At 29.3% G+C, this 26,910-nt stretch carries 20 protein-coding genes; 7 read left to right on the plus strand and 13 right to left on the minus strand.

Features of this window, described 5'->3' with window-relative positions; translation table 11 throughout:
* Positions 1-64: 64 nt before the first annotated feature.
* The 4 genes from Lupro_RS08395 to Lupro_RS08410 form a co-directional block, all read right to left on the minus strand.
* Complete coding sequence (locus Lupro_RS08395) at positions 65-295, minus strand: ferredoxin (RefSeq protein WP_068208650.1); 231 nt, start codon at positions 293-295, stop codon at positions 65-67.
* A complete protein-coding gene (locus Lupro_RS08400) occupies positions 296-1,549 on the minus strand; it encodes a peptidase U32 family protein (RefSeq protein ID WP_068208652.1) in 1,254 nt (417 codons plus the stop codon). It lies immediately after the preceding gene.
* A gap of 129 nt (positions 1,550-1,678) precedes the next feature.
* On the minus strand, positions 1,679-2,515 hold the full coding sequence (locus tag Lupro_RS08405; protein WP_068208654.1) for a Kelch repeat-containing protein: 837 nt from the start codon (positions 2,513-2,515) through the stop codon (positions 1,679-1,681).
* A complete protein-coding gene (locus tag Lupro_RS08410; RefSeq protein WP_068208657.1) occupies positions 2,502-2,981 on the minus strand; it encodes a carboxypeptidase-like regulatory domain-containing protein in 480 nt (159 codons plus the stop codon). The genes Lupro_RS08405 and Lupro_RS08410 overlap by 14 nt, the downstream gene beginning before the upstream one ends.
* 178 nt (positions 2,982-3,159) lie before the next feature.
* On the opposite strand from Lupro_RS08410, the gene Lupro_RS08415 reads away from it, so the two are divergent.
* On the plus strand, positions 3,160-4,149 hold the full coding sequence (locus tag Lupro_RS08415; RefSeq protein ID WP_068211546.1) for an aspartate-semialdehyde dehydrogenase: 990 nt from the start codon (positions 3,160-3,162) through the stop codon (positions 4,147-4,149).
* A gap of 61 nt (positions 4,150-4,210) precedes the next feature.
* Here Lupro_RS08415 and trxA read toward each other — a convergent pair whose 3' ends face one another.
* Positions 4,211-4,570: a thioredoxin gene (trxA, locus tag Lupro_RS08420; RefSeq protein WP_068208660.1), complete on the minus strand. Its 360-nt coding sequence runs from the start codon at positions 4,568-4,570 to the stop codon at positions 4,211-4,213.
* A 172-nt stretch (positions 4,571-4,742) separates the two neighbouring features.
* Between trxA and Lupro_RS08425 the strand changes: the two genes are divergently transcribed.
* Positions 4,743-5,114 carry a DoxX family membrane protein gene (locus Lupro_RS08425; protein WP_068208662.1) on the plus strand — a complete coding sequence of 124 codons (372 nt, stop codon included), beginning with the start codon at positions 4,743-4,745 and terminating at the stop codon, positions 5,112-5,114.
* A 187-nt stretch (positions 5,115-5,301) separates the two neighbouring features.
* Here the strand turns inward: Lupro_RS08425 and Lupro_RS08430 are convergent, their stop codons facing one another.
* Together Lupro_RS08430 and Lupro_RS08435 are read right to left on the minus strand one after the other, a co-directional pair.
* Positions 5,302-5,757 carry a GreA/GreB family elongation factor gene (locus Lupro_RS08430; protein ID WP_068208664.1) on the minus strand — a complete coding sequence of 152 codons (456 nt, stop codon included), beginning with the start codon at positions 5,755-5,757 and terminating at the stop codon, positions 5,302-5,304.
* A 41-nt stretch (positions 5,758-5,798) separates the two neighbouring features.
* The gene (locus tag Lupro_RS08435; RefSeq protein WP_068208667.1) at positions 5,799-7,133 is read right to left on the minus strand and encodes a YfcC family protein; all 1,335 of its coding nucleotides are present in this window, start codon (positions 7,131-7,133) and stop codon (positions 5,799-5,801) included.
* A 104-nt stretch (positions 7,134-7,237) separates the two neighbouring features.
* Here Lupro_RS08435 and mnmL point away from each other — a divergent pair, with 104 nt between their 5' ends.
* The 3 genes from mnmL to Lupro_RS08450 all read left to right on the plus strand — a co-directional run bounded on the left by mnmL (position 7,238) and on the right by Lupro_RS08450 (position 10,396).
* Positions 7,238-8,176: a tRNA modification radical SAM protein MnmL/YtqA gene (gene mnmL, locus Lupro_RS08440; RefSeq protein ID WP_068208670.1), complete on the plus strand. Its 939-nt coding sequence runs from the start codon at positions 7,238-7,240 to the stop codon at positions 8,174-8,176.
* 16 nt (positions 8,177-8,192) lie between these two features.
* Positions 8,193-9,104: a TolB-like translocation protein gene (locus tag Lupro_RS08445; protein WP_068208674.1), complete on the plus strand. Its 912-nt coding sequence runs from the start codon at positions 8,193-8,195 to the stop codon at positions 9,102-9,104.
* Between the two features lie 158 nt (positions 9,105-9,262).
* The gene (locus Lupro_RS08450; RefSeq protein WP_068208678.1) at positions 9,263-10,396 is read left to right on the plus strand and encodes a saccharopine dehydrogenase family protein; all 1,134 of its coding nucleotides are present in this window, start codon (positions 9,263-9,265) and stop codon (positions 10,394-10,396) included.
* A gap of 214 nt (positions 10,397-10,610) precedes the next feature.
* Here the strand turns inward: Lupro_RS08450 and dinB are convergent, their stop codons facing one another.
* The 4 genes from dinB to gdhA (Lupro_RS08470) form a co-directional block, all read right to left on the minus strand.
* Positions 10,611-11,702 (minus strand): DNA polymerase IV, encoded by a 1,092-nt coding sequence (gene dinB / locus Lupro_RS08455; RefSeq protein ID WP_068208680.1) that lies wholly within the window; start codon positions 11,700-11,702, stop codon positions 10,611-10,613.
* A gap of 173 nt (positions 11,703-11,875) precedes the next feature.
* The gene (gene gdhA / locus Lupro_RS08460) at positions 11,876-13,213 is read right to left on the minus strand and encodes an NADP-specific glutamate dehydrogenase (RefSeq protein ID WP_068208681.1); all 1,338 of its coding nucleotides are present in this window, start codon (positions 13,211-13,213) and stop codon (positions 11,876-11,878) included.
* Positions 13,214-13,375: 162 nt separating this feature from the next.
* On the minus strand, positions 13,376-16,408 hold the full coding sequence (locus Lupro_RS08465; RefSeq protein ID WP_068208682.1) for a PEP/pyruvate-binding domain-containing protein: 3,033 nt from the start codon (positions 16,406-16,408) through the stop codon (positions 13,376-13,378).
* A 139-nt stretch (positions 16,409-16,547) separates the two neighbouring features.
* Positions 16,548-17,921 (minus strand): NADP-specific glutamate dehydrogenase, encoded by a 1,374-nt coding sequence (gdhA, locus tag Lupro_RS08470; protein ID WP_227807434.1) that lies wholly within the window; start codon positions 17,919-17,921, stop codon positions 16,548-16,550.
* Between the two features lie 257 nt (positions 17,922-18,178).
* Here gdhA (Lupro_RS08470) and pheS point away from each other — a divergent pair, with 257 nt between their 5' ends.
* Together pheS and Lupro_RS08480 are read left to right on the plus strand one after the other, a co-directional pair.
* The gene (gene pheS / locus Lupro_RS08475) at positions 18,179-19,198 is read left to right on the plus strand and encodes a phenylalanine--tRNA ligase subunit alpha (RefSeq protein ID WP_068208683.1); all 1,020 of its coding nucleotides are present in this window, start codon (positions 18,179-18,181) and stop codon (positions 19,196-19,198) included.
* 25 nt (positions 19,199-19,223) lie between these two features.
* Entirely contained in the window at positions 19,224-19,625 is a 402-nt protein-coding gene (locus Lupro_RS08480) for a hypothetical protein (RefSeq protein ID WP_068208686.1), read from the plus strand.
* A 12-nt stretch (positions 19,626-19,637) separates the two neighbouring features.
* Here the strand turns inward: Lupro_RS08480 and Lupro_RS08485 are convergent, their stop codons facing one another.
* Together Lupro_RS08485 and Lupro_RS08490 are read right to left on the minus strand one after the other, a co-directional pair.
* Positions 19,638-22,295 carry a PAS domain S-box protein gene (locus tag Lupro_RS08485; RefSeq protein WP_068208689.1) on the minus strand — a complete coding sequence of 886 codons (2,658 nt, stop codon included), beginning with the start codon at positions 22,293-22,295 and terminating at the stop codon, positions 19,638-19,640.
* A 36-nt stretch (positions 22,296-22,331) separates the two neighbouring features.
* Entirely contained in the window at positions 22,332-26,798 is a 4,467-nt protein-coding gene (locus tag Lupro_RS08490) for a PAS domain S-box protein (protein ID WP_068208692.1), read from the minus strand.
* Positions 26,799-26,910 lie beyond the last annotated feature (112 nt).

The raw sequence follows: 26,910 nt of genomic DNA on the forward strand, positions 1-26,910 counted from the left end.
AATCTTCACTAATTTGTAAAGATAAATTAAAATTACAAACGGTAAAACCTTAAAAAGTGTATTTTTAAGTTTGTTTTACATCAATAATTTTTACCGGACAAGCTTCTTTTGCTTTAACACTTGCATCAAAAATTGTTTCATCGGGAGATTTGATAGTGAAAAACCCTTTTTTTTCTTTAGCATGAAGCAAAACTGATTTACCATCTTTTTTTGACATTTGAAATTGAGCAGGAGCCAATTCAACACAATAATTACAACCTATGCATTTGGCTCTTTGTAAGGTGATAATTACCATTTAAACCTCAACTTTAGTTGAAACTATTTTATACAATTTATCTGATGGGCGAATTCTAAAATCTAACGGAATAGTTACAGAATCTCCTTTTTGTCCTTTTTCGCCTTTTACATCATTTATAAACATTTCTTTCACTTCCATTTCTTGTGCTCCCGTTGTTGGCCCTGTAATTAAAATGGTATCTCCAACAGTTATATCGTAAGCTTCAATTTTAAATTCGCCGATGTTTGATTTTGGAAAATAATGCATTCCTTTTCCTATATACACTTTCTTTTGGGTGGCATGACTTCCAGAACCTTTACTCCATTCACCTAATTTCTGACCTAAATAATACCCACTCCAAAAACCACGATTGTATACTTTTTCCAATTCTAACATCCAAGAAATTACTTTTTCTTTGTTGTAGGTTCCTGCTTCAATACTATCAATTGCATCTCGGTAACATTTAATTACTTTTGCCACATACTCTGGTGCTCTTCCTCTTCCTTCAATCTTTAAAACTTTTACACCTGCATCATCAATTTGATCTAAAAAATCTATCGTACATAAATCTTTTGGAGACATGATATATTCATTATCTAACTCCATTTCAAATCCCGTTTCTTGATCTATTACTGTATATTTTTTTCTGCAATTTTGTTTACAAGCACCTCTATTTGCTGAAGAATTTGCCGAATGTAAACTCATATAACATTTCCCTGAAACCGCCATACACAATGCTCCGTGTCCAAAAATTTCAATTTCAACTAAATTTCCTGAAGGCCCACAAATATTTTCTTTTACAATTTGTTCTGTGATTTTCTTAACCTGACGCAAACTCAATTCTCTACTTAAAACCATAGTATCAGCAAACATGGCGTAAAATTTAACCGTCTCAATATTGGTGATATTTATTTGAGTTGAAATATGAATTTCCATACCAATAGCTCTAGCACTTGCAATTACTGCTTGATCCATAGCTATTACTGCAGTAATAGCGGCATCTTTTGCTTTTTGAAGCAATGTTTTTACAATGGTTAAATCGTGGTCGTAAATAATAGTGTTTAACGTAAGATATGTTCTTACATTCTTCGCTTTACATCTGTCGGAAATTTCTTGTAAATCATCTAACGTAAAGTTAATAGATGCTCTTGCTCGCATATTTAATTGCTCAACTCCAAAATAAATTGAATCTGCACCATTATCTAAAGCGGCTTGCATGGATTCAAAATTTCCAGCAGGAGCCATTAATTCAATCTTCCCAGTAGTAGTCATTCTTTTTTGATTTTTTGCAAAAATACGTATTTTGTGATAACTATTGGTATTTCAATATAATAATGCTACTAAATCTCATTAGATTTTAAAGTGTTTTTGAATTGATAACTTTCATTTTATTAAATTCAGTTATATCAATACTAAAAAGATCTCTTGATGGAAATAAGGAATAACTATTTTTTCTAAAACCACCCAATATGTATAATCGTAATAATACAATTCCGGTGCTTCCATAAACAAATCTATTAAATACGCATTCAATTCTTTAGTTAAAACGTTATATGTGCTTATTTTTCCGTCATTAAAAAGATAAATAAGATTCTCTTTATGTGTTATTGCCGGTTTACCAATTCCATAAAAAAGGTTTCCTTCTTTTTTCCATTTTTGAGTTGTCAAATCAAAAGACTCTATAGATGCTAATGGCTTTTTATTAAAGCTACCTACTAAATAAATTTTATCTTCTATTAAAACTCCTTTTACTTCTTTTGCTATGGGCATATTCCCTAATTGATACCAATTCCCCGTTTTAATATCATACAAGTCTACTTTATTAGAATACTCTTTAAATCCATTATTCTTCTTTTTAATTGAGCCTCCCATTACAATAATATTGCCTTTATACGTGAAAGACGCAAAATTTACCGCTTGATGCGGATTGGTATTGTCAATAATTACAATATCCTTATCTACATCAAAAACTTCTATTTTATCATCTAAATATTCAAATTTACCATTTGCTGAAATGTTTTTACCTCCTACCACATATATTTTATGATTGTAAAAATTTAAATTGTGATACGCTCTTTTTTTAAATTTTGATTTTAGTTTTATCCAACTATCATTTTTTATATCATATAATTGTAAATCATTATTATATTTATGCATTGAAGAGAAACCTGCACGACCTGCTCTATTTAAAAACTCAGTAAAATCTTCTAAATCAGGATAATACTCAAGAGTTTTCATAAATATCTTCTACAACTGAAGCATCTCCACCAATTACATAAATTTTATCATCTATTAATATTGAACCAAAAGAATGCACTCCATTTTTCATAGAAGAAAGTTTTGTATACGAAATGCGTTGTTTTAAGTTTCTCCTTTCAGAAATTTTTACTTCTTCTAGTTTATTTAAATCAATTAATAGATTAACTGAATAATTTTTTTTCTGTGGAACATAGGGAACTTCTAACTCTTTATATGCTATATGCGAGAAACGAATAACATCATTTTTTACAATAACATAAGGAAATTTCAAGTAGTAATTTCCTTTTTCATTAGTTACAGCTCCTCTATTTATTCCTTCCATATACACATTAACACCTTCAATAGGTTTATTGGTATTGGCATCTACTACTTTTCCTTCAATATACTGTGAAAAAGATAAAAATGTTGAAAGCGAAAAGATTAAAAACAATGTAATTTTTTTCATAATTCGTTTATTGTGATTGCCTCAATAATTAAGCCTATTTAAATTCATATTAATATATTGTTTTTCAATTAAATTTTAACAAAAAAATATTTATTTGTTAATTTTCAATTATTTACTGCTTGTTGTTGCTTTTTTTATGAAATTTGCTCAAAATTTAAACTTAATAAAATTATTAAAGATGAAAGTAGCTGTTGTAGGTGCAACCGGAATGGTAGGAAATGTGATGTTGAAAGTTTTAGAAGAACGAAATTTTCCGTTTACTGACTTAATCCTTGTCGCTTCTGAGCGATCAGTTGGTAAACAAATCTCCTACAAAGGAACAGATTATACGGTTATTGGATTACAAGATGCTGTTGATTTAAAACCTGAAATTGCTTTATTTTCTGCAGGAGGAACAACATCAGAAATTTGGGCACCTAAATTTGCTGAAGCAGGAACAACTGTAATAGACAATTCATCAGCTTGGAGAATGGATCCTACTAAAAAGTTAGTAGTACCTGAAATTAACGGAGATGTACTAACTAAAGATGATAAAATTATTGCAAATCCTAATTGTTCAACGATTCAATTGGTAATGGCTTTAGCTCCTTTACATAAAAAATATATCATGAAACGCGTGGTAATTTCTACCTATCAATCGGTTTCAGGAACAGGTGTAAAAGCTGTGCAACAACTTGAAAATGAGGAGAATGGTATCAAGGGAGAAATGGCATATCATTATCCAATTAGCAGAAATGCAATTCCGCATTGTGATGTGTTTTTAGAAAATGGATACACCAAAGAAGAAATGAAATTGGTGAAAGAGCCTAAGAAAATTTTAAATGATAAATCGTTTACCGTTACTGCAACTGCGGTTCGTATTCCAACAGCAGGCGGACATTCTGAAGCTGTAAATGTTCAATTTGAAAACGATTTTAATGAAAGTGACGTCCGCAAATTATTAAATGAAACTTCTGGAGTGGTAGTTCAGGATAATTTAGATACAAATACGTATCCAATGCCTATTTATGCGCACAATAAAGATGACGTTTTTGTTGGACGAATTAGAAGAGATGAATCGCAATCCAAAACTCTAAATATGTGGATTGTTTCAGATAATTTACGTAAAGGTGCTGCTACCAATGCTATTCAAATTGCTGAATATTTAATTAAAAATAACTTGGTTTAAATAAAATTAAAAAAAAGACTGCCTTTTCAGGCAGCCTCTTTTGTTTTGGGGTTTCTTAGTGTTACTTTGAAACCTTTAATACATCTTTAAATATTTGTTCAAGTTGATGTTTAGGGAGTGCTCCCTGTGCCATTTGAGGCTCACCATCTTTAGGAACAAATAAAATAGAAGGAATACTTCTAATACCAAATGCTGCTGCTAATTCTTGCTCAGCTTCTGTATCTACTTTGTAAATATTGATTTTTCCCTTATAAGTTTCACTTAATTCTTCTAAAACCGGGGCAACCATTTTACAAGGGCCACACCAATCTGCATAAAAATCAATAACACAAGGTATATCTCCTTCAAACTTCCACTCTTTATTTTTTTCGAAATTAAAAACCTTTTCTAAAAAAGTTTTTTTAGTTAATAATTCTGTCATTATTTTTAAATTTATTTTTATAAATGTAGCAATTTTAATGCCATTTTTTTAGACGACAAAGTGACATAAAAACTTACAATCATATAGTAACTTAAGTTACATCTGTAAATAAATTTGTACTTTAACGACTCGTTTTAAATCAATTAATAAATTTAACTAAAAACTTTTTATTATGAATTCAAAATTAACAATGGTACTTCGTATTTTATTAGGATTAATCTTAGTTGTATTTGGTGCTAACAAATTTTTTGGTTTTATGCCAAATATGGAAATGCCCGCTCCCGCAGCAAATTTAATGGGTGCAATGATGGAATCTGGTTATATGCTTAAGTTAGTTGGAGCTACTGAAGTTGTTATTGGGTTATTACTTTTAATTAAAAAATGGGTTCCTTTTGCCTTGATAGTTTTGGCGCCAATATCCGTAAATATAATCTTTTTTCATGTTTTCTTAGCTCCTGCTGGAATCGCCCCAGCCGCAATTGTAGCAATTATTAATATTCTATTAATCTACAATAATTGGAATAAATTGAAGATTTTATTTTAAAAAATTTGTTTTATAAAGCAAAAAAACAAAAAACAATTTAAGCATAACGTCATTTTGAACATGGTAAAGCTTTCTATTATTTAGAACTAAACACCAAAATATAACCGTATTGTAAAAGCTGTTCAAAATGACGTTGTGTTTTTTAAAAACATTGATTCATTCAATCTTAAACTATACTATAACTAAATTAATATACTTCTAAAATTTTAGCGTTGTTAAAAGTAATACGCTCTCCAACTTTTTTGCCTAATAACTGCATTCCAATAGGTGAATTGGTTGAAACTGCATAAAATATTTTATTATCAAAACTAATTTCACCTGCGCTAATCGCTAAAAAATAGTTAGCTTTTGTAGTTATAATTAAACTACCTAAACATATAACTTCCGAAGTTTTTTGAATTTCAATTTTAGCTAAAATATCTTTCATTTCTGTAATTGACGCTAATTGTTGACTAGCTTTTTCCATTTCTAACTGCAACATAGCTCTACCTGTTTCATGTTTATCCCCAGCAGAACTTTTTGTTTCAGAAAACAAGGCTTTTTTGTTAAACTCAATAATAGTAGATACTGTATGGTGTTTTTTATTCACAAACAACAAACAAGCTTCGTATAGTTTCTTTTTTATTTTTAAATAATCTTTCATAGTTTAAGAGTAAAAATAACTCACTAAATTTTTATAAAAATTTAAATACCAATATAAACTGCAACAACAATAGCTATAGCTCCAACACTTAATATTACCAAGGTAAATTTAAAAATGAACTTAAACCATTTATCAAAAGGTATACCTGCAATAGCTATAATTGCCATTAAAGCACCTTGTGTTGGGTAAATTAAATCCATCATTACGGCGCCATATTGGTAAGCCAATACACAAACCTGACGAGAAACTCCTATTAAATCAGAAAGTGGAGCTAATATTGGCATTGTTAAAATGGCTTGACCTGAGTAACTTGAAACTGGAAAATGTAATACCGATTGAGAAACCATCATAGAAATAGCTGCCAAGCTTTTTGGTAAATATTGCATTGGTTTAAACAAGCCATATATAATTGAATCTATAATCATTCCTTGCTTTAAAATAATTGAAATACTACTTGCAAAACCAACAATCATAGCTGCAAAAACTAGTTCTTTAAAACCATCAATATAGGTTTCAATGGTGCCGTTCATTCCTAGTTTTCCAATCAAACCAACAAGTATTCCAAGTGCGAAAAATTCAGCAGACATTTCATTGAAACCCCAATTATATTTCATCATTCCAATAATTAAAACAACAAAAGCTACACCAACAAGTGTTAAAATAAGAATACTTCTAATACTTACTTTTTCTGTCAATTCATTCTTTTCTACAAGCTTTTCAATTTTGTTTTTATTTGCATATCTAATAATCATAAACATCCATACTACAAATGCTATAAACATAATTATTAATCTAAATTCACTTCCAGAAAGAAATTCTAAACCTGTTTCTTTTTGAGCAATTACAACAGCAAATGGATTAATTGGGCTAAAAGAAGCACCTAAAATTGCAGAACCAAAACTTATGGCAATAGCCACAAAAGCGTTATAGCCTAAACGAGAAGTTAAATAGAGTAAAACAGGCATCATTGCTATTATTTCCTCTTGCAAACCCATAAGCGCACCTGCAATTAAAAAAATAATAGAAACCAATATTAATACAATTTCTTCTTTCCCTTTGAGCTTAACTGTTAGGTATGTAATTCCTTCTTTTAGTGCTCCCGTTTTTTCAATCACATAAAAACAACCGCCAATTAATAGAATTAGCGCAATTAAATCAGCTCTATCTACTATCCCTTCAGGAATAGATAACATTGTTTTAAAAATAGAAATTGGTTCTGCATCAACTAATTTGTAAGAATTTGGGACAACAGTAACCTGATTCGTTTCTGGATTGGTAATTCTTTCATATTGACCTTGTGGAATAATATAGGTTAAAATTGCAGAAAGGAAAATAAACCCAATCATAATGACTAGCGCATTCGGAAATTTTTTCATTCATTCAGTTAGTTAGTATTTTGTAAGATAATAAAAAAATATAACCTATAGGTTTTTAGGTATTTGCACTAGATAATCTTAATTTTGAAGCTCAATTAAAAAACGTGAAATTTACAGGAAAACGTTATTTAGATTATTCTTCATTTATCAAATCAACGTTTGGTAAACGTGTACAAAAAATTTCATTAGATATAGGTTTTTCTTGTCCAAACAGAGATGGTTCAAAAGGATACGGCGGTTGCACGTATTGTAATAACAACACTTTTAATCCAGCTTATTGTGAACCAACAAAAAGCATCAAAGAACAATTAGAACAAGGCATTTCTTTCTTCGGAAAAAAATACAAATCACAACAATATTTGGCTTATTTTCAAGCATATTCAAATACGTATTCTGATTTAAATTCGCTTAAAAAAATATATGAGGAAGCTTTAAATGTTGAAGGTGTTATTGGATTAGTAATTGGCACTAGACCTGATTGTATCTCAGAAGAAATTATTGATTATTTATCTTTTTTATCTGAAAAGTACTTCATTTCGTTAGAATTTGGTGTTGAAAGCACCAATGAAAAAACGTTGATAAATGTAAACAGGTGCCATACGTTTGAAGAAACAAAAGCAACGTATAAAAAATGTAAAAACAAGGGGTTTCATTTAGGTGCGCATATAATTATTGGCTTGCCTGGTGAAACAAAAGAGGAATTGATGAATCATGCTTTTGAAATTTCTAAATTACCTATTGACACTTTAAAATTACATCATTTACAAATTGTAAAAAATTCTGTCATGGAAGTTCAGCACAAACGAAATCCGGAGAATTTTAACTTATTTACTTCAAAAGATTATATAGATTTTATAACCGATTTTATCAGCTATTTACGACCAGATATTGTAATTGAACGTTTTATAAGTGAAACACCTCAAGATTTATTAATTGCACCAAAATGGAACAATCTTAAAAACTTTGAAGTAGTTGCTAAAATTGATAAAAAACTCATTGAAAAAAATAGTTGGCAAGGGAAATTTTATCAAAATGCGAAATAAGTTGTAAATTTAACCTATGAGAAATCCTAAAAACAACTGTAAAACCCTATTCTTAATTTTAAGCATATTGGCGTTTATTAGCTGTAGTCATATAATTGATAATCAATTACCTAACTCTAATTTAATTACGTTTGGATTACCACAAAAAGTGGCTGTAATAGGATACAATAATCATATTATGGAGCCTTTCTTGTCGAGAGATGGTACAACCTTATTTTTTAATAATTTAAATACTCCTGATGTAAATACAAACTTATATTATGCTACAAAAATATCGAATACTTCCTTTGAATATAAAGGGGAAATTGCAGGAGTTAATACTGAATACTTAGAAGGTGTTCCAACGGTAAGTAGCGCTCATAAATTATATTTTGTTTCAGAAAGAAATTACACAACTACTCTTGAAATGGTGTATGAAAGTGATTTTTTTAATGGGTCGGTTTCTAATATACAAGCGGTGCCAAATATTTCAAAAAACCAAGTAGGATGGGTGAATTTTGATGTTGAAATTAGTGAAAATGGGAATTATCTGTATGCTGTAGATGGAAGGTATGATGAGTTTGGTGGACCCTATGAAGCTAATTTGTTTTTGGCTGAAAAAATCAATGGTATTTTCCAACGAAGCAACAATACATCTATTTTTGAAAATATAAACACAACTGCTTTAGAGTATGCTGCTTGTATTTCTTCAGATATGTTGGAATTGTACTTTACAAGAGTTGACACTCCTCTATCAAATACTTCAATACCTCAAATTTATATGGCTACAAGAAATTCTATCAATGAAGATTTTAATACTGCTTATAAAATTAACTCAATAACAGGGTTTGTTGAAGGACCAACTATTTCACCCGATGGACAACGAATCTATTATCATAAATACGAAAATGAACAATTTGTTTTGTACATGGTTGAGAAAGAAGAATAATTTTGTAAGTTTAACCTATGAATTTTTTTGGTAGAAAACACCTCTCAGAAATGCCTTGGATTTTAATTCCAGGATTATAGTTTTTCTCTTTAATTTCTTAAAAGAATTTCAACATTTTACTTTATTATTAAATTTTATTCACTTTTAAAAACGCTAAAATGCATACCATTATTGTACTTGGAGCTGGCATGGTTGGAAGAACTATTGCTATTGATTTAACTAAAAAACATACTGTAACTTTAGCAGATTTTAACCAAGAAGCACTTCAATCTTCAAAAAATAAATGTAATTTGCTTACCACTTTACAATTAGATGTAACCCAAAAAGAAAATCTTAAACAAACACTTCAACCTTTTGATTTGGTAGTTTGTGCAGTACCTGGTTTTTTAGGGTTTGAAACCTTAAAAACCATTATTGAAGCGAAAAAAAATGTAGTTGATATTTCCTTTTTCCCAGAAAACTCATTAGAATTAAATGATTTAGCCAAACAAAATAATGTTACTGCAATTGTAGATTGTGGAGTGGCTCCGGGAATGGATAATATTATTTTAGGGTATTATAATGAAAAATTAAAACTCACAGATTTTCAATGTTTAGTTGGCGGACTACCAAAAGTGAAAAAGTGGCCTTTCAATTACAAAGCTCCTTTTTCGCCCGTTGATGTTATTGAAGAATATACACGCCCAGCACGTTATGTAGAAAATGGAAATGTTATTGTAAAGGAAGCATTATCAGATTGTGAATTTGTGGATATTGAAGGTGTTGGCACCTTGGAATCTTTCAATTCTGATGGGTTACGTTCAATTATTTTTACCATGCCTCATATTAAAAATATGAAAGAAAAAACATTGCGATATCCTGGCCATGTTGAATATATAAAAGTGTTCAAAGAAAGTGGTTTCTTTAATGAAAAAAAAATCAATTTTAATGGTGTCGAAGTTTCTCCATTAGCGTTTACTTCCAAAATTCTATTTAACGAGTGGAAGTTGGGTGAAACAGAAGATGAACTTACCGTTATGAGAGTTACTGTAAAAGGTGAAAATAACAAAGGTGAAGTTAAGGAAATAACTTATAATTTATTAGATAGATATTGTGCGAAAACCAAAACTTCATCTATGGCACGGTGTACAGGTTATACAGCAGCAGCAGCAGCAAATCTATTTTTAGAAGGATTATTTAAAGAAAAAGGTGTTTTTCCTCCAGAATTAGTTGGTAAATACGAAGCGTGTTTTTACTATTTTTTAAATTATTTAGAAGATAGAAATGTAATTTATACATTAGAAGAATCATAAAGAAATCTTTGCTGTAATTCCTATTTACTTGGTTACTGAGTTGGAGTTGAAGTAAAGGAATAAGTGGCTGTCTATAACGTGCAATTTTCGTTAACCTAAATTTATTGCAGGTTCTCATACCTATTGATTATCTATAAATTGAGATTCTAAAATAAATTTAGAATAACTCCTTTCAGTAGTTTTTAGACTACCTAGTGGATACCTACGTTTCTTTTTAAAATTCAAATTTTAGTTGAATATCAATTATTTTTTCTGTTTTTTTAGAATGAATGTTTAAGTTAGTAACTGAAATACCTAATAAACGTACTGAGTTCAATATTTTTTCTTGAAACAATAATTCTTTAACTGTTTCAAATAAAATAGCTTTATTTTTTACAAAATAAGGAAGTATTTTACTACGAGTTTGTGTTTTAAAATCGCTGTATTTTATTTTTAAAGTGATGGTTTTTCCTGATACTTTTGAACGAATTAATCGTTGCTCTAATTCTTCTGAAATTTTATCTAGTTTTTTTAGCATAAATATTTCAGAAGTTAAATTTTTTGCAAAAGTATGTTCAGCTGCTACTGATTTTCTTATTCTGTTTGGTTTTACTTCACTATGATGTATTCCACGAACAATATTGTAATAATGCGTTCCTGAGTTTTTAAAATGTTGTTTTAAAAATTCTTCACTTTTATCTTTTAAATTTTTGCCATTAAAAATACCTAAATTGTACATTTTAGAAGCAGTTACTTTTCCTATTCCAAAGAATTTTTCAATAGGTAATTCTTCTAAAAAAGAGATTACATCTTCGGGTGGAATTGTTTTTTGTCCGTTTGGTTTATTAATATCTGAAGCAATTTTAGCAACAAATTTACTATTTGAAATTCCTGCGGAAGCGTTTAATCCCAACTCTTTAAAAATTCTAGTTCTAATTTCTTTAGCGATTAAACTCGCTGACGGATTTCCTTTTTTATTTTCCGTTACATCTAAATAGGCTTCATCTAAAGATAAAGGCTCTACCAAGTCGGTATAATCATAAAAAATAGCTCTAATTTTTTGAGAGATTTCTTTATACCGTTCAAATCTAGGTTTTACAAAAATTAAATGCGGACAATTTTTTTTAGCTTGTTTGCCGCTCATAGCTGAACGAACATTAAATTTGCGTGCTTCATAGCTGGCGGCCGCTACAACTCCTCGTTCGCCACCACCTCCAACCGCAATTGGTTTGCCTTTCAATTTGGGATTATCAAGCTGTTCCACCGATGCAAAAAACGCATCCATATCTACATGAATAATTTTTTTATCATTTATGCTTACACCCATACGTTAAACATACAAAAGAGGCTGTCTAAAAAGTGTTATTCTGAATGTAAATGGAGAATCTCCTTGAAATTAAACACTTATATATCAAGATGTTGAGATTTTTCACTTTGTTCAAAATGACAAGTATAATTACTTTTTAGACAGCCTCGATAATTAAAATTCTATTTTAAATTTTAAACGATTCCTTGATCTAACATTGCGTCTGCAACCTTAATAAAACCTGCAATATTTGCACCTTTTACATAATTAACATAACCATCATCTTCTGTTCCGTATTTTTCACAAGCAATATGTATTGAAGACATTATTTGATGTAATTTTGCATCAACTTCATCTTTCGTCCAATTAAGTTTCATAGCATTTTGGGACATTTCTAATCCAGAAACTCCAACTCCTCCTGCATTTGCAGCCTTACCAGGAGCAAATGGTAATTTATTTTTAAGGATTATATCAATAGCATCAGGTGTACAACCCATATTAGATACTTCAATAACATATTTTACACCATTAAATACTAATTGTTTTGCATCATCTCCATTTAATTCATTTTGAATTGCTGAAGGCATTGCAATATCACAAGGTACTTCCCAAGGTTTTTTCCCTGGAATAAATTTAGCTTCTGGGAATTCTTCAATATATGGCGAAACAATATCATTATTTGAAGCTCTTAAAGCTAGTAAATAATCTATTTTTTCTTCATCTAATCCTTTTTCATCGTACACATAACCATCAGGGCCAGAAATTGTAATTACCTTACCGCCTAATTCAGTAACTTTTAGGGCAACACCCCAAGTAACATTTCCAAATCCAGAAAGGCAAACGGTTTTTCCTTCAAAAGAATCATTTTGAGTTTTTAGCATTTCATTAGTAAAGTAAGTAGCTCCATAACCTGTTGCTTCAGGCCTTATTAAACTACCTCCCCAATTTAATCCTTTTCCTGTTAAAACTCCTGCATTTTCATGTTGTAGTTTTTTATACATTCCATACATAAAACCTATTTCTCTACCTCCTGTACCTATATCTCCTGCGGGAACATCAGTACTTGGACCAATAATACGCCATAATTCTAGCATAAATGCCTGACAAAAACGCATAATTTCAGCATCTGATTTTCCTTTCGGATTAAAATCTGAACCACCTTTCCCGCCTCCCATAGGTAATGTTGTTAGTGCATTTTTAAAAATTTGTTCAAATCCTAAAAACTTTAAAATACTTAAATTTACACTTGGGTGTAATCTAATTCCACCTTTATATGGTCCAATTGCATTGTTAAATTGAACTCTATGCCCTAAATTAACTTGAACATTTCCTTCATCATCTACCCATGAAACTCTAAAAGTTAAAATACGGTCAGGTTCAACCAATCTCTCAATTATTTTTGCCGATTCATATTGTGGGTTTTCATTGTAAATTGTTTCAATAGACTCTAATACTTCATGCACTGCTTGTAAGTATTCTTTTTCACCCGGATGCTTCGTTTCCAAGTTTGTTAATATCTCTTGTACATTCATAATTTTATTGTTAATACCTATTAAAAATTAAATAATTTAAATTTTAAGCAAAAATACTTTTATTTATTGCAATTTTTATAAAATATCTCAATAATTTTATTGATTTGTTACTTTTATTACCCCCCCAATTATTTGTATTTATCTACGGAATTATAACTATTTTTACATAAATCCATCTGGAGGTAAATCATCAATAGATTCTTCTAACGATTCTTGATTTGTTTTTAGTTTAAAACCTGCTTTGTAGATTGCTGCTTTATTACTTTTTCCTTCAATAATAATACATAAAGGCTCTTTAAATTGAATGTGCCTTAAGTAAGTATCTTCATAAACTGCTTCTTGTTTGTTTAAATATTCTAAATCAAAAAAACCGTCATTTATAAAAGGGTTTATGGTTAAATAGCCCACTTTAAATGATGTTAAATTTTGAAAAAAATGTGTTCCTTGGCTTGGGTCAATTCTAAAATTATTTAATCCTGATTCTACTATTACTTTAGCAGCAGAAATTTGAGGCCAAATAACAGGTATTCCTAGCCATGGATCACTTGAACCCCATCTTCCAGGTCCAACTAAAATGTATTGTTTTTGTGATTCTACAAATTTTTTGTTGATTTGTTCAACTGCTGTAGCAATTTCTCTGGTATTTGCCGAATTAAAAGTTTCGGGTTTTACATATACAAAATCATATATATAATCATATTTCCCATTTCCTAAAGCAGACTCTGAATAAATTATCGTGTCTTTTTTATCAAAATCATCTGGTAATTTAGTCATATTTTCATTCGTTTCAACAATTGGTCTTATCTGCAAAAAACTAAATTCTTTAGGTGTTCCTTTTGGAACATCTAAATTTACAGCAAATTCCATTTCTATTGGGTTTCTCATTTCACGCTGACTAATACGCAATAAATCTTGTAAAATTTCTGGTAATGGAAATGTGTTGTATTTTAAAATATTGTCAAAAGTAATTACTCTAATTCCGTCATGTAAAACACCTGGACGAATTACATTATTTTGTAAATCGTAAGTTGATGCCACAAATTTTAACGAGCCATGCTTTTCTGCTCTACGAATAGAAATTTTCTTTTTATTAATAGCTTCACTTGTTGAAACCTTGTAACTATCAGGGTTCATATCCAATCCATATAAGTATTGTTGCGTATCTCTTTGTGTTGAACCTGGAGAAGAAAGTTGCAATACTTTTTTAGGGTGATACGGTGAAAACCGTAAGGTTTTTCCTCCTCCAACAATTATTTCTCCTAAGCCTAAGGCTATATTTGCAATACCCTCATTTGGTTTTTCATTTCCAATTGGATAAAAATTGATAGAACGTGCTACACCAGAAATATTTGGGTAATATACATCGGCATATTGTTTCCCTGTAACTTCTTGTAAAATTACTGCCATTTTAGCTTCTTCAATGGTGTGTGATGTTGCTTTTAAGTAAACTTTACTATTTATAAAAAAAGAGGAGGCCATTACCGATTTCACTGCATTTGAAACCATTTCTGCCATTTTACCAATTTCTGTATTAGGCAGCATATAGGTTGAAAAAACACCTGCAAAAGGTTGGTAATGAGAATCTTCTAACACACTTGAAGATCTAATAGCTATGGGAGATTTTGTTATTTTTAAAAAAGCCTCAATATCTTCTAAAACCCAATTTGGTAAAGGTTTTGAAATAAATTTTTCTAAAATTTCTTCATCGTTATTACACTTTGCAACAAAATGAATTAGTTTGTGTTTTTCAATAAATTCATCAAAAACATCAGTACTTAAAACCACTGTTCTTGGAATAGAAATGTTAATGTCTTTATATTTTTGATTTAACCGATGTCTCTTTAAAAAAGAATCTATAAAAGCAAGCCCTCTCCCTTTTCCTCCTAACGCTCCATCTCCAATTCTAGCAAATCCTAAATATTCATCATATCTATTTTTATCAAATTTAGAAATTATACCTCTAGCTCTAAAACTTTTATATACCCTAATTGCTTTAATTAAAAATTTTCTAATTTGTTCAGGGTCTTCAAAATCTTCAAGTTCAACTTTACTGAATAAATTTGCCAAAGGAAAAAGAGCTCTTGATTTTAACCATTTTGAATATTGGCTTCGTTCAGCATGGTAAACTATGGCTTCGGGAGTAACTGTTGAAAGTGCTTTTTGAAAAGCTGTTAAATCTTTCACTTTGGCTATTACTTTTTTCTGAACAGGATCCCAAAATTCAAAATCTCCAAACAAAAAATAGTAATTGATATAATTTTTAATTTCTTCTTCTAAAGCATCGGTATGTTTGTATAAAAATTTACCCTTTAGTTTTAACGCAAGTTTTTCATTATTACTATCAGAAGACTGAATTAAAAAAGGGAAATAGCGTTTAAATCCTCGTACATATTTTAAAAATTTAAAACCCGCTTTGGGATCTCTTTTGCCGCCTCTAAAATAGGAAACATCTGAAATTACACCTAATAAGTTGTTTTTATACTTTTCAAACAGGTTTAGCCCTTCTTCGTAATTTGTTGCTAACAATATTTTTGGTCGTCCTCGCATCAACATCATTCTACGGTGTTCATTTAACCCCTCTGACATAAATGCGGTAGTTTGATTTAAAAGTACTTTGTAAAAAAGCGGTAAATATTTAGAATAAAATTTCAACGAATCCTCAACCAATAAAATAGCTTTTACACCAATATGCTCAATATCATTTTCAGCATTCATTCTATCCTCAGTCAACTTTATAATGGCTAGTATAATATCGGCATTTCCATTCCAGTGAAATACATAGTCTATAGCGCCTGTACTTTCTTTATTTAACCTTTCTCTTAATTGAGTTGAATAATGACTAATAGCTGCTATTGGAACATTTGGGAAGGCTTCTTTTATTAATTTTGATGTTTCAATAGTTTTAGCATTCCCAATATCTAACCAAGTAATAACCAAATCAATATTTTGGTTTTGCATCATTCTAATGGCTCTTTTTGCAGAGTTTGCGTGCGCAAAACTTGGTGGGTATCGTAAATTTAAAGCTGTATATTCATTAAAAATTTGTTCATCAATTCTACCATCTTCTTCTAACATATAATAATCATAGTTAGAGCAAACAATTAAAATTTTATGTATTCTATTTTGCATTAACTTATCAAATGCAACTTCTTCAAATTGATATGATTTTAAATCGGGAATTGGATTCTTATTCATTTATAAAAAGGCATTAAATTACCTATGCAAGATATTATTTTACATATAAATTACAGTAAATTTAGCAAGATAAATTCTGATAATTAAAAAAGGATTGCTATTTACAACCCTTTTTAATTATTAATTATAAAATTAATTGTTATACAACACCATGTGCTAACATTGCATCGGCAACTTTAACAAATCCTGCTATATTAGCTCCTCTAACATAATCTATATAACCATTTTCGTTTTTTCCGTATTTTGTACAAGAGTCATGGATATCAGCCATAATTTTTTTAAGTCTTTTATCTACTTCATCACGAGTCCAGTTAATACGTAAAGAATTTTGGCTCATTTCTAATCCTGAAGTTGCAACACCTCCAGCATTTGATGCCTTACCTGGTGCATATAAAATTTTAGCAGCTTGGAAATTGTGAACTGCTTCAGGTGTAGAAGGCATATTTGCGCCTTCACTTATAACATAACATCCATTACTCAATAATAATTTAGCATCCTCTCCGCTTACTTCATTTTGGGTAGCACAAGGCATTGCTACGTCACACTTAATACCCCATGGTCTCTCTCCTGCAAAGAATGTTGCATTTGGATATTCTTTAACATATTCACTAATTCTACCACGTATGTTATTTTTAAGATTCATTACAAATGCTAGTTTGTCCTCATTTATACCTTCTGCATCGTAAATATATCCTGATGAATCAGATAAAGTAACTACTTTGGCACCTAACTGCGTTGCTTTTTCACAAGCATATTGAGCTACGTTTCCAGAACCAGAAACCGTAATTGTTTTACCTTTAAGCGTATCACCTCTAGTTTCAAGCATACTTTGCGCAAAATATACGGTACCGTACCCTGTTGCTTCAGGTCTAATGAGTGAACCACCCCAAGACATTCCTTTGCCTGTTAAAACACCTGTAAATTCATTTCTTAATTTTTTATACATTCCAAATAAATAACCTATTTCTCTACTTCCAACTCCAATATCACCTGCAGGAATATCCGTATTAGGGCCTATATGACGAAATAGTTCACTCATAAAACTTTGACAAAAACGCATAATTTCAACATCTGATTTTCCTTTAGGATCAAAATCCGACCCTCCTTTACCACCACCCATTGGTAATGTGGTTAATGCATTTTTGTAAACTTGTTCAAAAGCTAAAAATTTAAGAATACTTAAATTTACCGTAGGGTGAAAACGCAAACCGCCTTTATAAGGACCAATTGCTGAATTCATTTCAATTCTATATCCTCTATTAACTATTATTTCTCCAGAATCATTAATCCAAGGAACCCTGAACATTAATACTCTTTCAGGCTCAACCATTCTAGTTAAAATTTGCTTACCGTTATAAATCTCATTACTAAGAATAAAAGGAACAACTGTTTCAGCCACTTCCTCTACCGCTTGCAAATACTCAGGTTCATGTGGATTTCGTTTCTTAACTAAATCCATAAATTTTTTTAATTCTAGTTTTGTTGTTTTCGGTTCCATAACTTCTGATTCCATAATTTAAAGATCATTTTTATGTTTATAATGTATTTCCTATAAAATTAAAGTATTTTTTTTAAAAAACATTAAAATTAATTTTTTTTTATTACTAAACTTTCCTTATTTACAACGTTTTCGAAACACTTTTTATATATATTTTTTGCGAGTAATTTAAATACCGTATTTGACTACAAAAAAGTATATTAAGCAATTATCTTTACAACCTTCTTTTCAAAATAAAATTGTTTAAATTTGCAACCTAATTTTATATGTAAATGTTAGATAAAGTAACGAAATTGATTGGTGAAGTAAATGCATTTAGTGCTACCACCAAAGATGAAATTGAAAGTTTTAGAATTAAATTCTTAGGAAAAAAAGGAATTTTAAATGATTTATTTGCTGAATTTAAAAATGTTGCTCCAAAAGAAAGAAAAGATTTTGGTGCGGCTTTAAATACGTTAAAAAATTTAGCGCAAGAAAAAGTAACACATTTAAAAGATCTTATCGAAATTAAAAGTGAACAAAAGGGTATCTACGGGGATTTAACACGGCCTTCTGATCCTGTTGAACTCGGTTCTCGTCATCCAATATCTATAGTTAGAAATAAAATTATTGATGTTTTTTCTCGTATTGGTTTTACCGTTTCTGAGGGGCCTGAAATTGAAGATGATTGGCACAATTTTACAGCTCTTAACTTACCTGAATATCATCCGGCACGAGATATGCAGGATACTTTTTTTATCGAAAAAAATCCTGATATTTTATTAAGAACACATACCTCATCTGTTCAAGTACGATACATGGAAAATCACAAACCACCTATTCGAACCATATCTCCTGGGCGTGTATTTAGAAATGAAGACATTTCTGCTAGAGCTCACTGTATTTTTCATCAGGTTGAAGGATTGTATATTGACACCGACGTTTCTTTTGCAGACTTAAAACAGACGCTGCTATATTTCACTAAAGAAATGTTTGGGAAATCAAAAATTCGTTTACGACCATCCTATTTTCCGTTTACTGAACCAAGTGCAGAAGTAGATATTTATTGGGGATTAGAAACTGAAACTGATTATAAAATCACCAAAGGAACTGGTTGGTTAGAAATTATGGGTTGTGGTATGGTTGACCCCAATGTTTTAAAAAACGCTAATATTGATCCTGAAGTGTATTCAGGCTATGCTTTTGGAATGGGTATTGAACGTATTGCAATGCTTTTATATCAAATACCAGATATTAGGATGTTTTATGAAAATGATGTGCGATTTTTAGAGCAATTTAAATCTATTTTATAAATATCGTTTTTTTACGCAATATTTTATGAAAAAAGATATTCAAATACCTAAGGTAACAGGTGTTTCTATGGCTATTGTCAAAGAATACAATAATGAATTTCAATGTGATGATTGGAATGCTTATATTATTAATAATAAAAATGTTGATATAGAAATGATATTAATTGTTTCTAAGGGGTACAATGAAAATAAACAAATTGAAACAGCTATTTTAAGGCATAAAATTGAGAAACTTCCTGCAAAATCTTATGCAAAAGTTGAACTATTACTTAATGATGTAATAAAGCTTTCCAATGTTTTTAATGTCACTTTTTTTGAAGAAAATGTAATGTACGACAAAAAATTTTTATTTAAAAAAGGAATGATTAATGACGGTGCTTTGAGGGTTATTTCTTTACTAAACAAACGTGGTATTTTAATAAAATAACTGTTTTTAGTGCTACTTTTCATCTTGCTTCAACAAATACTTATCTATTATTTCTAATAAGGTTTTTTTACTTATAGGTTTCGAAATAAAATCATTACAACCTGCTAAAGATGCTTTTTCTATCTCATTAGGGGTTGAATAAGCCGTTTGGGCAATTATAGGTATTGTAGTGTTAAATTTTCGTATCTGTTCAGTAGCTCTATATCCATTTAAAACAGGCATTTTTATATCCATTAATACTAAATTAATAGCCGTATTATTTTTACAAAAATCAACAGCCTCTTGTCCATTTTTTGCGTGTAAAATAGTACATGGTAATTTTATTTTATCCATTAATACTATCTCTATAAATAAATAATTTACTTCTTCATCTTCAGCAACCAAAATAGTATATTTTAAAGGTTTGTTTTCTGTCTCTAAAATTGTTTCTTTTTCTTTAATTTTTTCATGTTGATTTACTGGCTTATAAGGAATAGAAATAAAAAATGTAGATCCTATCCCCTTTTCGGATTGTACTGAAATCTCTCCCCCTAATAATTCTGTATTCTCTTTTGCTATAGATAATCCCAATCCTAAACCTCCTGTTTTTTCAGATAGCTTATGATTACCCCGAGAAAAACGATCAAAAATTCTTTTTTGGTATTTTGAATCTATTCCTGTACCCGTATCTTTTACATAAATATTTAACATTTTGTTTTCTAAGGAATAGCCAACCTCAATAAATCCTTTGTTTGTAAATTTTATGGCATTTTCTAATAAATTACTTACTATTTTAATCAATTTTGTTTTATCAATAAAAATGGTGCTTTTTACATTTGAGAGAGGCTTTTTAAGGTATAGTGGTGTGTTATTTTCTTTCGCTTTGATATCAAAAACTGAAAATAATTCTAACAAAACATCGTTTAAGCAAACTTTTGTTTCAATTACTTTTACTTGTCTGGTTCCTAATTTAGAAATTTCTAAAATATCATCAATAATTTGTAATAGTTGCTTACTACTATTTTGAATTATATTTATAAAGTACTTTCTCTTTGCCTCGGTTATGTTTTTTGCTGTTAACATTTCTGAAAATCCTATAATACCATTCATTGGAGTTCGTATCTCATGAGACATGTTGTTTAAAAACTCTGTTTTCAAACGGTCACTTTCTTCTGCTTTTTCTTTTGCTTTTAATAATTCTTGTTCTATTTCTTTTCTCTCTGTAATATCTTGAATTGTTCCAACAAAATTTACAGGTTCTCCATTTTTATAAATTACTTCTCCTAATCCATGAATACATTTTATTTTTTTTGTTTTCATGGTTATAATTCTATATTCTAAATCAAATTTTTCACCTTTTTCAATGCAATTTTCGAATACTTTTTGATTGTTTTTAGCGTCATCAGGATGGGTAATTTCTCTCCAAACGGCAAATGGTATTTCGCCTAAATTAAATTCTGTTATAGCTTCAAAATTGCTTGATGTTTTAGCAATCATTGTTTTTAAATTCAAATTAAAGCTCCCTATTTTAGCTATTTTTTGTGCTTTTATTAAATTGCGTTCACTTTCTTTTAGGGTTAGCATTGTTTTTTTACTTGCTGTAATATCTTCTTTTATACTTAAAAAATTTATAATATTGTTATGTGCATCCTTTATTGGTGTTATGGTTGCTTGCTCCCAAAAAACTTTTCCTGTTTTAGATTTATTACGAAAAACCCCTTTCCAGGTATTTCCACTTTTAATTACCTGCCACATTTTAGCATAAAATTCTTTAGAGTGGTAATTTGTTTTTAAAATTCTCATATTTTCTCCTAGAACTTCTGTAGCTGTATAGCCTGTAACCTTAGTAAATTTTGGGTTAGTGTATTCTATATTCCCTGCTGTATCTGTAATAACTATTACGCTAGCACTTTGATTGACAGCAATAGAAAGTTTTCTGTTTTCCTTTTCTTTTTCCTCTGCTTTTTCTTTAGCTTTTTTTAATTCTTCAAGCTGTAGAATAATCTTATTTTTTATTTTAAAAAATGAAATTGTAGATATTATAATAATTATAACTACTAAAATATTAATACCCCAAAGTAATAAGTAACTAGTAGTTTCATGCTTTTTTATTTCTCTCCCAATTCTTTTTTGATACATCACAAAAAAATCTTCGATAAGTTCTAATATCTTGGTTTTATCTTCTTGATATTTATCATCGAAAATTATGGTTCGTGCTAAAAATAAATTGGGTGCTTTTTTTACTGTAAAATTTTCTGTGCCATCATCAAATAAACCATCAATAGCATTGATTGCTTTTTTTTCTGTATATGATAAATTATTAATATTTTGAAAAGCCAGCTCAAGTTTATCAACTTCTTCTTTTAAAAAATTAAATTTTGAAATACTATCTTTCCAAGAAATAATTCTTCCATTAGGCCATGGTTTTTTTCCATTTAAAATATTTAAAACTTTCCCATATTTCTTTTTCCAAATACTATCTCCAGTTAAAACATAGGTTCTAGCGTACTGCGTTAAATTATTAGAAGATTTTCTTAATTTACTTGCTATTGCGTATGATTTTAATTTGGCTTCATTATGACTTTTAATATGTGTTATCTTTTGAAATAATAAAAGTGTGAGAACGCTTAATACAATTAACAACGTAATTAAGCTAATATGAATTATTGTAAATATTTTTTTTAAATTCATTTTCTATTACCAAAACACCTTCTCTTAAGAAGAATACTACTGGGTTTTATTTAATGTAATTTTATTAATAATGTCAAAAAACTCTTCTTTATCTATTGGTTTTGAAATAAAATTAGTACAACCAGCTAAAAAGGCTTTTTCTTTATCTTGTTCAGTTGAATATGCCGTTTGAGCAACAATAGGTAGTGTATCATTAAATTTTCGTATCTGTTCAGTAGCTTTATAGCCATTTAAAACAGGCATTTTTAAATCCATTAACACAAAATCAACTGTTGTATTATTTTCACAAAAATCAACTGCTTCTTTTCCATTTTTAGCGTGAAAAACATTACAATTTAATTTCATAACATCTTTTAACATCGTCTCAAGGTACATATAATTTACTTCTTCATCTTCAGCTATCAATATATTATAACTATTTTTAGTTTTTTCTATAATCTCATTTTTGAAAACTGGCTTATACGGAAGGCTAACTATAAAAGTAGCTCCTTCCATTTTTTTAGATTGAACCGAAATTGTACCTCCTAATAATTCCGTATTTTCTTTTGCTATAGATAATCCCAAACCTAAACCTCCTGTTTTTTTAGACATTTCTTTTTCTGCTTGTGAAAAACGTTCAAAAATCAATTGATGTTTTTTAGTCTCTATGCCAACTCCTGTATCTTTAACGTAGATATTAAGTTTAGGAAATTTATTACTATTACTTAGCGTGTATCCAAATTCAATAAATCCTTGATTTGTAAATTTTATAGCGTTTTCTAATAAATTGCTTACTATTTTATTCAATTTAGTTTTATCAGTAAATATAGTACTTTGGCTATCTGAAAGCTCTTTTTTTAGATACAACGGTGTTTTATTTTCTTTCGCTTTAATATCAAAAATTGAAAATAAATCCAATAATAAATCATTCAAACAAACTTTTTCATTTATTACTTTTACTTGTTTTGTTCCTAATCTAGATATTTCTAAAATATCATCTATAATTTGTAAGAGTTGATTTCCGCTATTTTGAATAATATTTACAAATGTTTGTCTTTTAGAATCATCTAAATCAGGGTCGTTCAGCATTTGTGAAAATCCTAAAATACCATTCATTGGAGTTCGTATCTCGTGAGACATATTATTTAAAAATTCGGTCTTTAAACGGTCGCTTTCTTCTGCTTTTTCTTTAGCTTTTATCAGTTCATTTTCTGCTTTTTTTAAGGCTGTGATATTAATAATAGAAACTAAATTTTTGCCTTTATTGTTAAGCATTGCAGATTTCACTAAAACATGTAATTTATCACCATTTTTATTAACTAATTGAGTTTCACTAAAAAATTCTTTTTCACCTGAAATAATTGATATTAGCTCTTTTTTTATCGTATTCAATGATATTTCATTATTTGTTTTTCTAATATGTATTACCAATTCTTCAATATCTTTAATTCCTAATAACTCAAGTGTTGTTTTATTTACATTTAATATCTTAATTTTCGAAATACATTTAATTAAAAAATCTCGGTTTTCATTTAAATACACGTTTACATCTATACCTTCAGATTTCTTTTTGTTCAGTAATTTAATTACTTCTGAAAAATCTTGCTCCCACAATGAAACTGGACTTTTATCAAATAAATTTTTAAATTTATTTTTACTTTCAATAAGTAAGTTGTTTTTTATAGACAATTCATCACTAAGTTTCCTTAGCTCTTTGTTTTTATTTTCTAGATTTTTGTATGCTTTTTTAATTGAAGAAATATCTGAAACCATAGCAAATGAACCTATTCTAATATTTTTTTTGTTAAAAATTGGAGAGGTTTTAAATAAACAAGCTAAACTATTTCCGCTCTTGTGTTTTAACTCAATTTCATAGGTTGAAGGCAAACCTAAACCTCTTATTTTAAGTTGTTTTTTAAATATTTTAGCATTTTCTTCATCAACAAAATTAAATATCGATTTTTCTAAAATTTCATTTTCTGAGTAGCCTAAAATATCACACATTTTAGGATTTACTTCAATTGTTGCACCTTTTCTATTAATCATCCAAAAACCTTCATTGGCTGTTTTTAAAATGGTATTTAATTCTTCTTCACTTTTTTTAATTAATTCAAAAGCATTATTTAAATTCTCTTCGGCTTTTTTCCGTTCAGAGATATCTCTCCAAACACAATGTATAATTTCATTTTCAATTTCATTAGAAATAGCAGTTAGCAACACTTCAACAGGGAAATTTTTTTTAGATTTTTTTGTGTGAATCCATTCAAATCTATGCGTTCCGTGATTCAAAGCCAATTGCATCATTTTATTAGCTTTTTCATTAGAATCTAGCCCGTCAGGTTGTTGTTTTGGAGATAATTTTGAAGGGTGTAAATTTAAAAACTCTTCTTTTGTATTGTAGCCAAGCATATTAACTGTAGCTTGGTTACAATCAACAAAAATTCCATTTTTTATAATTAAAATAGCATCTCCAGATTTTTCGTATAATTCTCTAAACTTTTTTTCACTTTCTTTAATTTTATTGGTAGCCTTTTCTAGCTCTTGATCTGCACGTTTACGGTTGGTTATATCTACTTTAACAGCTAAATAATTGATAATTTTTCCTTCCTTATTTTTAATAGGGGTAATGGTTACTTTCTCCCAAAACAAGTTCCCGCTTTTAGATTTATTTCTAAACTCACCATTCCATATTTTTCCTGCAGTAATTGTTTCCCACATTTTTTTATAATATGATTTAGGCTGAATTCCTGAGTTTAAAATTCTTGGATTTTTCCCTAACGCTTCTTTAGTGGTATACCCTGTAAGTTCCGTAAATTTTGGATTGGTATATTCTATATTACCTTCAGTATCCGTAATAACAATTGTATTGGCACTTTGTTCAACTGCTGTATATAGTTTTAAATATTCTTTTTCTGATTTTTTGCGTGCTGTTATGTCTCTAAAAGCGGTAACCCTTAGTGCATCTTCTGCTATAATATTTCTTGCTTCAACTTCAATAGGAAAAATAGAACCGTCCTTTCGTATAGCTTCCATTTCATAGGCCTGAGTGTATTTGTCAATTCTATTTTTTAAAATAGTTTTATGGTATTTTTTAGGATAAATAATTTGTGTAATATCTTTTCCATAAATTTCGTCTAGGTTGTACCCAAACATTTTTTCAAATGCCAAATTTATATCTAAAACAACGCCATTTTTATGTATTAAAATTCCTTCAAATGTTAGATTTGCTAATTTTTTGAATTTTTCTTCACTTTTTTTAAGTGTTTCTTCTAATTGTTTGTGTAATGTTATATCACTAAGTTCAGTAACGCGAACATTTCTTCCTTTATACAGCATCATCTTTGCTTGTATTTTCGCTGGAAACATTGTGCCATCTTTTCGTAAAGCCCTTACTTCGTACGGTTCCTCATTTCCTGAAAGTATTTTATTCATAACCATTGTTCTATCTTCAGGTACAACCCACTCTGTTGCTAGTTTTCCTACGGCTTCTTTATTTGTATACCCAAATAGTTGTTTTGCTGTAGCATTTTGGTCTAAACAAACTCCTTTTTCGGAAAGAAAAATGGCATTAAATGAAGCTTCTGATAATCCACGGTACCGCTCTTCAGATTCTCTTTGTTTTGTAATATCTATAACAGTTCCTATTGAGGATACAGGCTCTCCTTTATCATTGTAATTTGTATTGCATTTTTCAATAAGATACTTTGTTTCTCCCGTTGCTAATAATATTCTGTGTTCTATTTTATAAGGTGTTTTGTTTTTTAAGGAAGATAGGTAGGCTTCATTTACTTTATTTCTGTCTTCTGGATGTACTTTCTCTAAAAAATCATTGTAAGTAGGGTTAAATTCTTGAGGTTTCAAACCAAAAATTCTATAAATTTCATCTGACCAGGTTAATTTATTCGTTGGAATATCTAATTTCCAATACCCTAATTTTGCAATTCTTTGTGCGTCCTTTAAATTATTTTCACTCTCTTTAATTTTTTTATTTGATAATTCTAAATCTTTTATTTGACGTTTTAATTTATTTTCATAACGCTGTTTTTCAACAACCTGTGCTACTTTTATAGCCACTATTTGTAAAGCTATTGAAATAGTTTTGGTTTCTTTTAGTTCTTTATCATCTAAAATAATTATTAGCCCAATTGGCACTCCTGTAGAACTCCAGAGTGGAATACCAATATAGCTTTCAGCATTCATTTGTGCTAGCAAATAATCTTTAGGAAAAAGGGTTTGTATATTTTTAGGATAAATGCAAATTTTGTTATCAATTACATTTTCGCAGGGTGTGTGTGCTAATTTATAAGTTATATTTGGTAATATGCTACCAGTACTATAAAATGCAATTGTTTTTACAATATTTGGCTCCTTTTTTGAGTACTCATTAATTAAAACGTAGTTAACCTTAAGCGCCTCACTTAGGTACTTAGCAACTTGTTTTAAAAATTCAAATCCTTTTTCTTCGTGACTTTTTTTTGTAATGTATTTTAATGTGTTTTCTACAAGGTTTAATTGCTTTTTCATACTTTTAAATTTGAGTATTCTATTTAGTAATAACCTATTTGAAATTATTTTTAATGGTGCAAATACTTAAAAATAACTTTTATTAATTACACAATTTACGAATTTACGGAAT

This window comes from Lutibacter profundi, assembly GCF_001543325.1.
Taxonomy (GTDB): domain Bacteria; phylum Bacteroidota; class Bacteroidia; order Flavobacteriales; family Flavobacteriaceae; genus Lutibacter; species Lutibacter profundi.

What these genes read in the sequence shown, in the direction of transcription:
- Lupro_RS08480 (WP_068208686.1), top strand. Translation starts at nt 19,224, where the DNA reads ATGAAAAAAGATATTCAAATACCTAAGGTAACAGGTGTTTCTATGGCT.
- Lupro_RS08425 (WP_068208662.1), top strand. Translation starts at nt 4,743, where the DNA reads ATGAATTCAAAATTAACAATGGTACTTCGTATTTTATTAGGATTAATC.
- Lupro_RS08445 (WP_068208674.1), top strand. Translation starts at nt 8,193, where the DNA reads ATGAGAAATCCTAAAAACAACTGTAAAACCCTATTCTTAATTTTAAGC.
- trxA (WP_068208660.1), bottom strand. Translation starts at nt 4,570, where the DNA reads ATGACAGAATTATTAACTAAAAAAACTTTTTTAGAAAAGGTTTTTAAT.
- Lupro_RS08435 (WP_068208667.1), bottom strand. Translation starts at nt 7,133, where the DNA reads ATGAAAAAATTTCCGAATGCGCTAGTCATTATGATTGGGTTTATTTTC.
- Lupro_RS08400 (WP_068208652.1), bottom strand. Translation starts at nt 1,549, where the DNA reads ATGACTACTACTGGGAAGATTGAATTAATGGCTCCTGCTGGAAATTTT.
- Lupro_RS08430 (WP_068208664.1), bottom strand. Translation starts at nt 5,757, where the DNA reads ATGAAAGATTATTTAAAAATAAAAAAGAAACTATACGAAGCTTGTTTG.
- Lupro_RS08405 (WP_068208654.1), bottom strand. Translation starts at nt 2,515, where the DNA reads ATGAAAACTCTTGAGTATTATCCTGATTTAGAAGATTTTACTGAGTTT.
- Lupro_RS08410 (WP_068208657.1), bottom strand. Translation starts at nt 2,981, where the DNA reads ATGAAAAAAATTACATTGTTTTTAATCTTTTCGCTTTCAACATTTTTA.
- Lupro_RS08465 (WP_068208682.1), bottom strand. Translation starts at nt 16,408, where the DNA reads ATGAATAAGAATCCAATTCCCGATTTAAAATCATATCAATTTGAAGAA.
- dinB (WP_068208680.1), bottom strand. Translation starts at nt 11,702, where the DNA reads ATGGGTGTAAGCATAAATGATAAAAAAATTATTCATGTAGATATGGAT.
- pheS (WP_068208683.1), top strand. Translation starts at nt 18,179, where the DNA reads ATGTTAGATAAAGTAACGAAATTGATTGGTGAAGTAAATGCATTTAGT.
- Lupro_RS08490 (WP_068208692.1), bottom strand. Translation starts at nt 26,798, where the DNA reads ATGAAAAAGCAATTAAACCTTGTAGAAAACACATTAAAATACATTACA.
- Lupro_RS08485 (WP_068208689.1), bottom strand. Translation starts at nt 22,295, where the DNA reads ATGAATTTAAAAAAAATATTTACAATAATTCATATTAGCTTAATTACG.
- Lupro_RS08395 (WP_068208650.1), bottom strand. Translation starts at nt 295, where the DNA reads ATGGTAATTATCACCTTACAAAGAGCCAAATGCATAGGTTGTAATTAT.
- gdhA (WP_068208681.1), bottom strand. Translation starts at nt 13,213, where the DNA reads ATGAATGTACAAGAGATATTAACAAACTTGGAAACGAAGCATCCGGGT.
- gdhA (WP_227807434.1), bottom strand. Translation starts at nt 17,921, where the DNA reads ATGGAATCAGAAGTTATGGAACCGAAAACAACAAAACTAGAATTAAAA.
- Lupro_RS08415 (WP_068211546.1), top strand. Translation starts at nt 3,160, where the DNA reads ATGAAAGTAGCTGTTGTAGGTGCAACCGGAATGGTAGGAAATGTGATG.
- Lupro_RS08450 (WP_068208678.1), top strand. Translation starts at nt 9,263, where the DNA reads ATGCATACCATTATTGTACTTGGAGCTGGCATGGTTGGAAGAACTATT.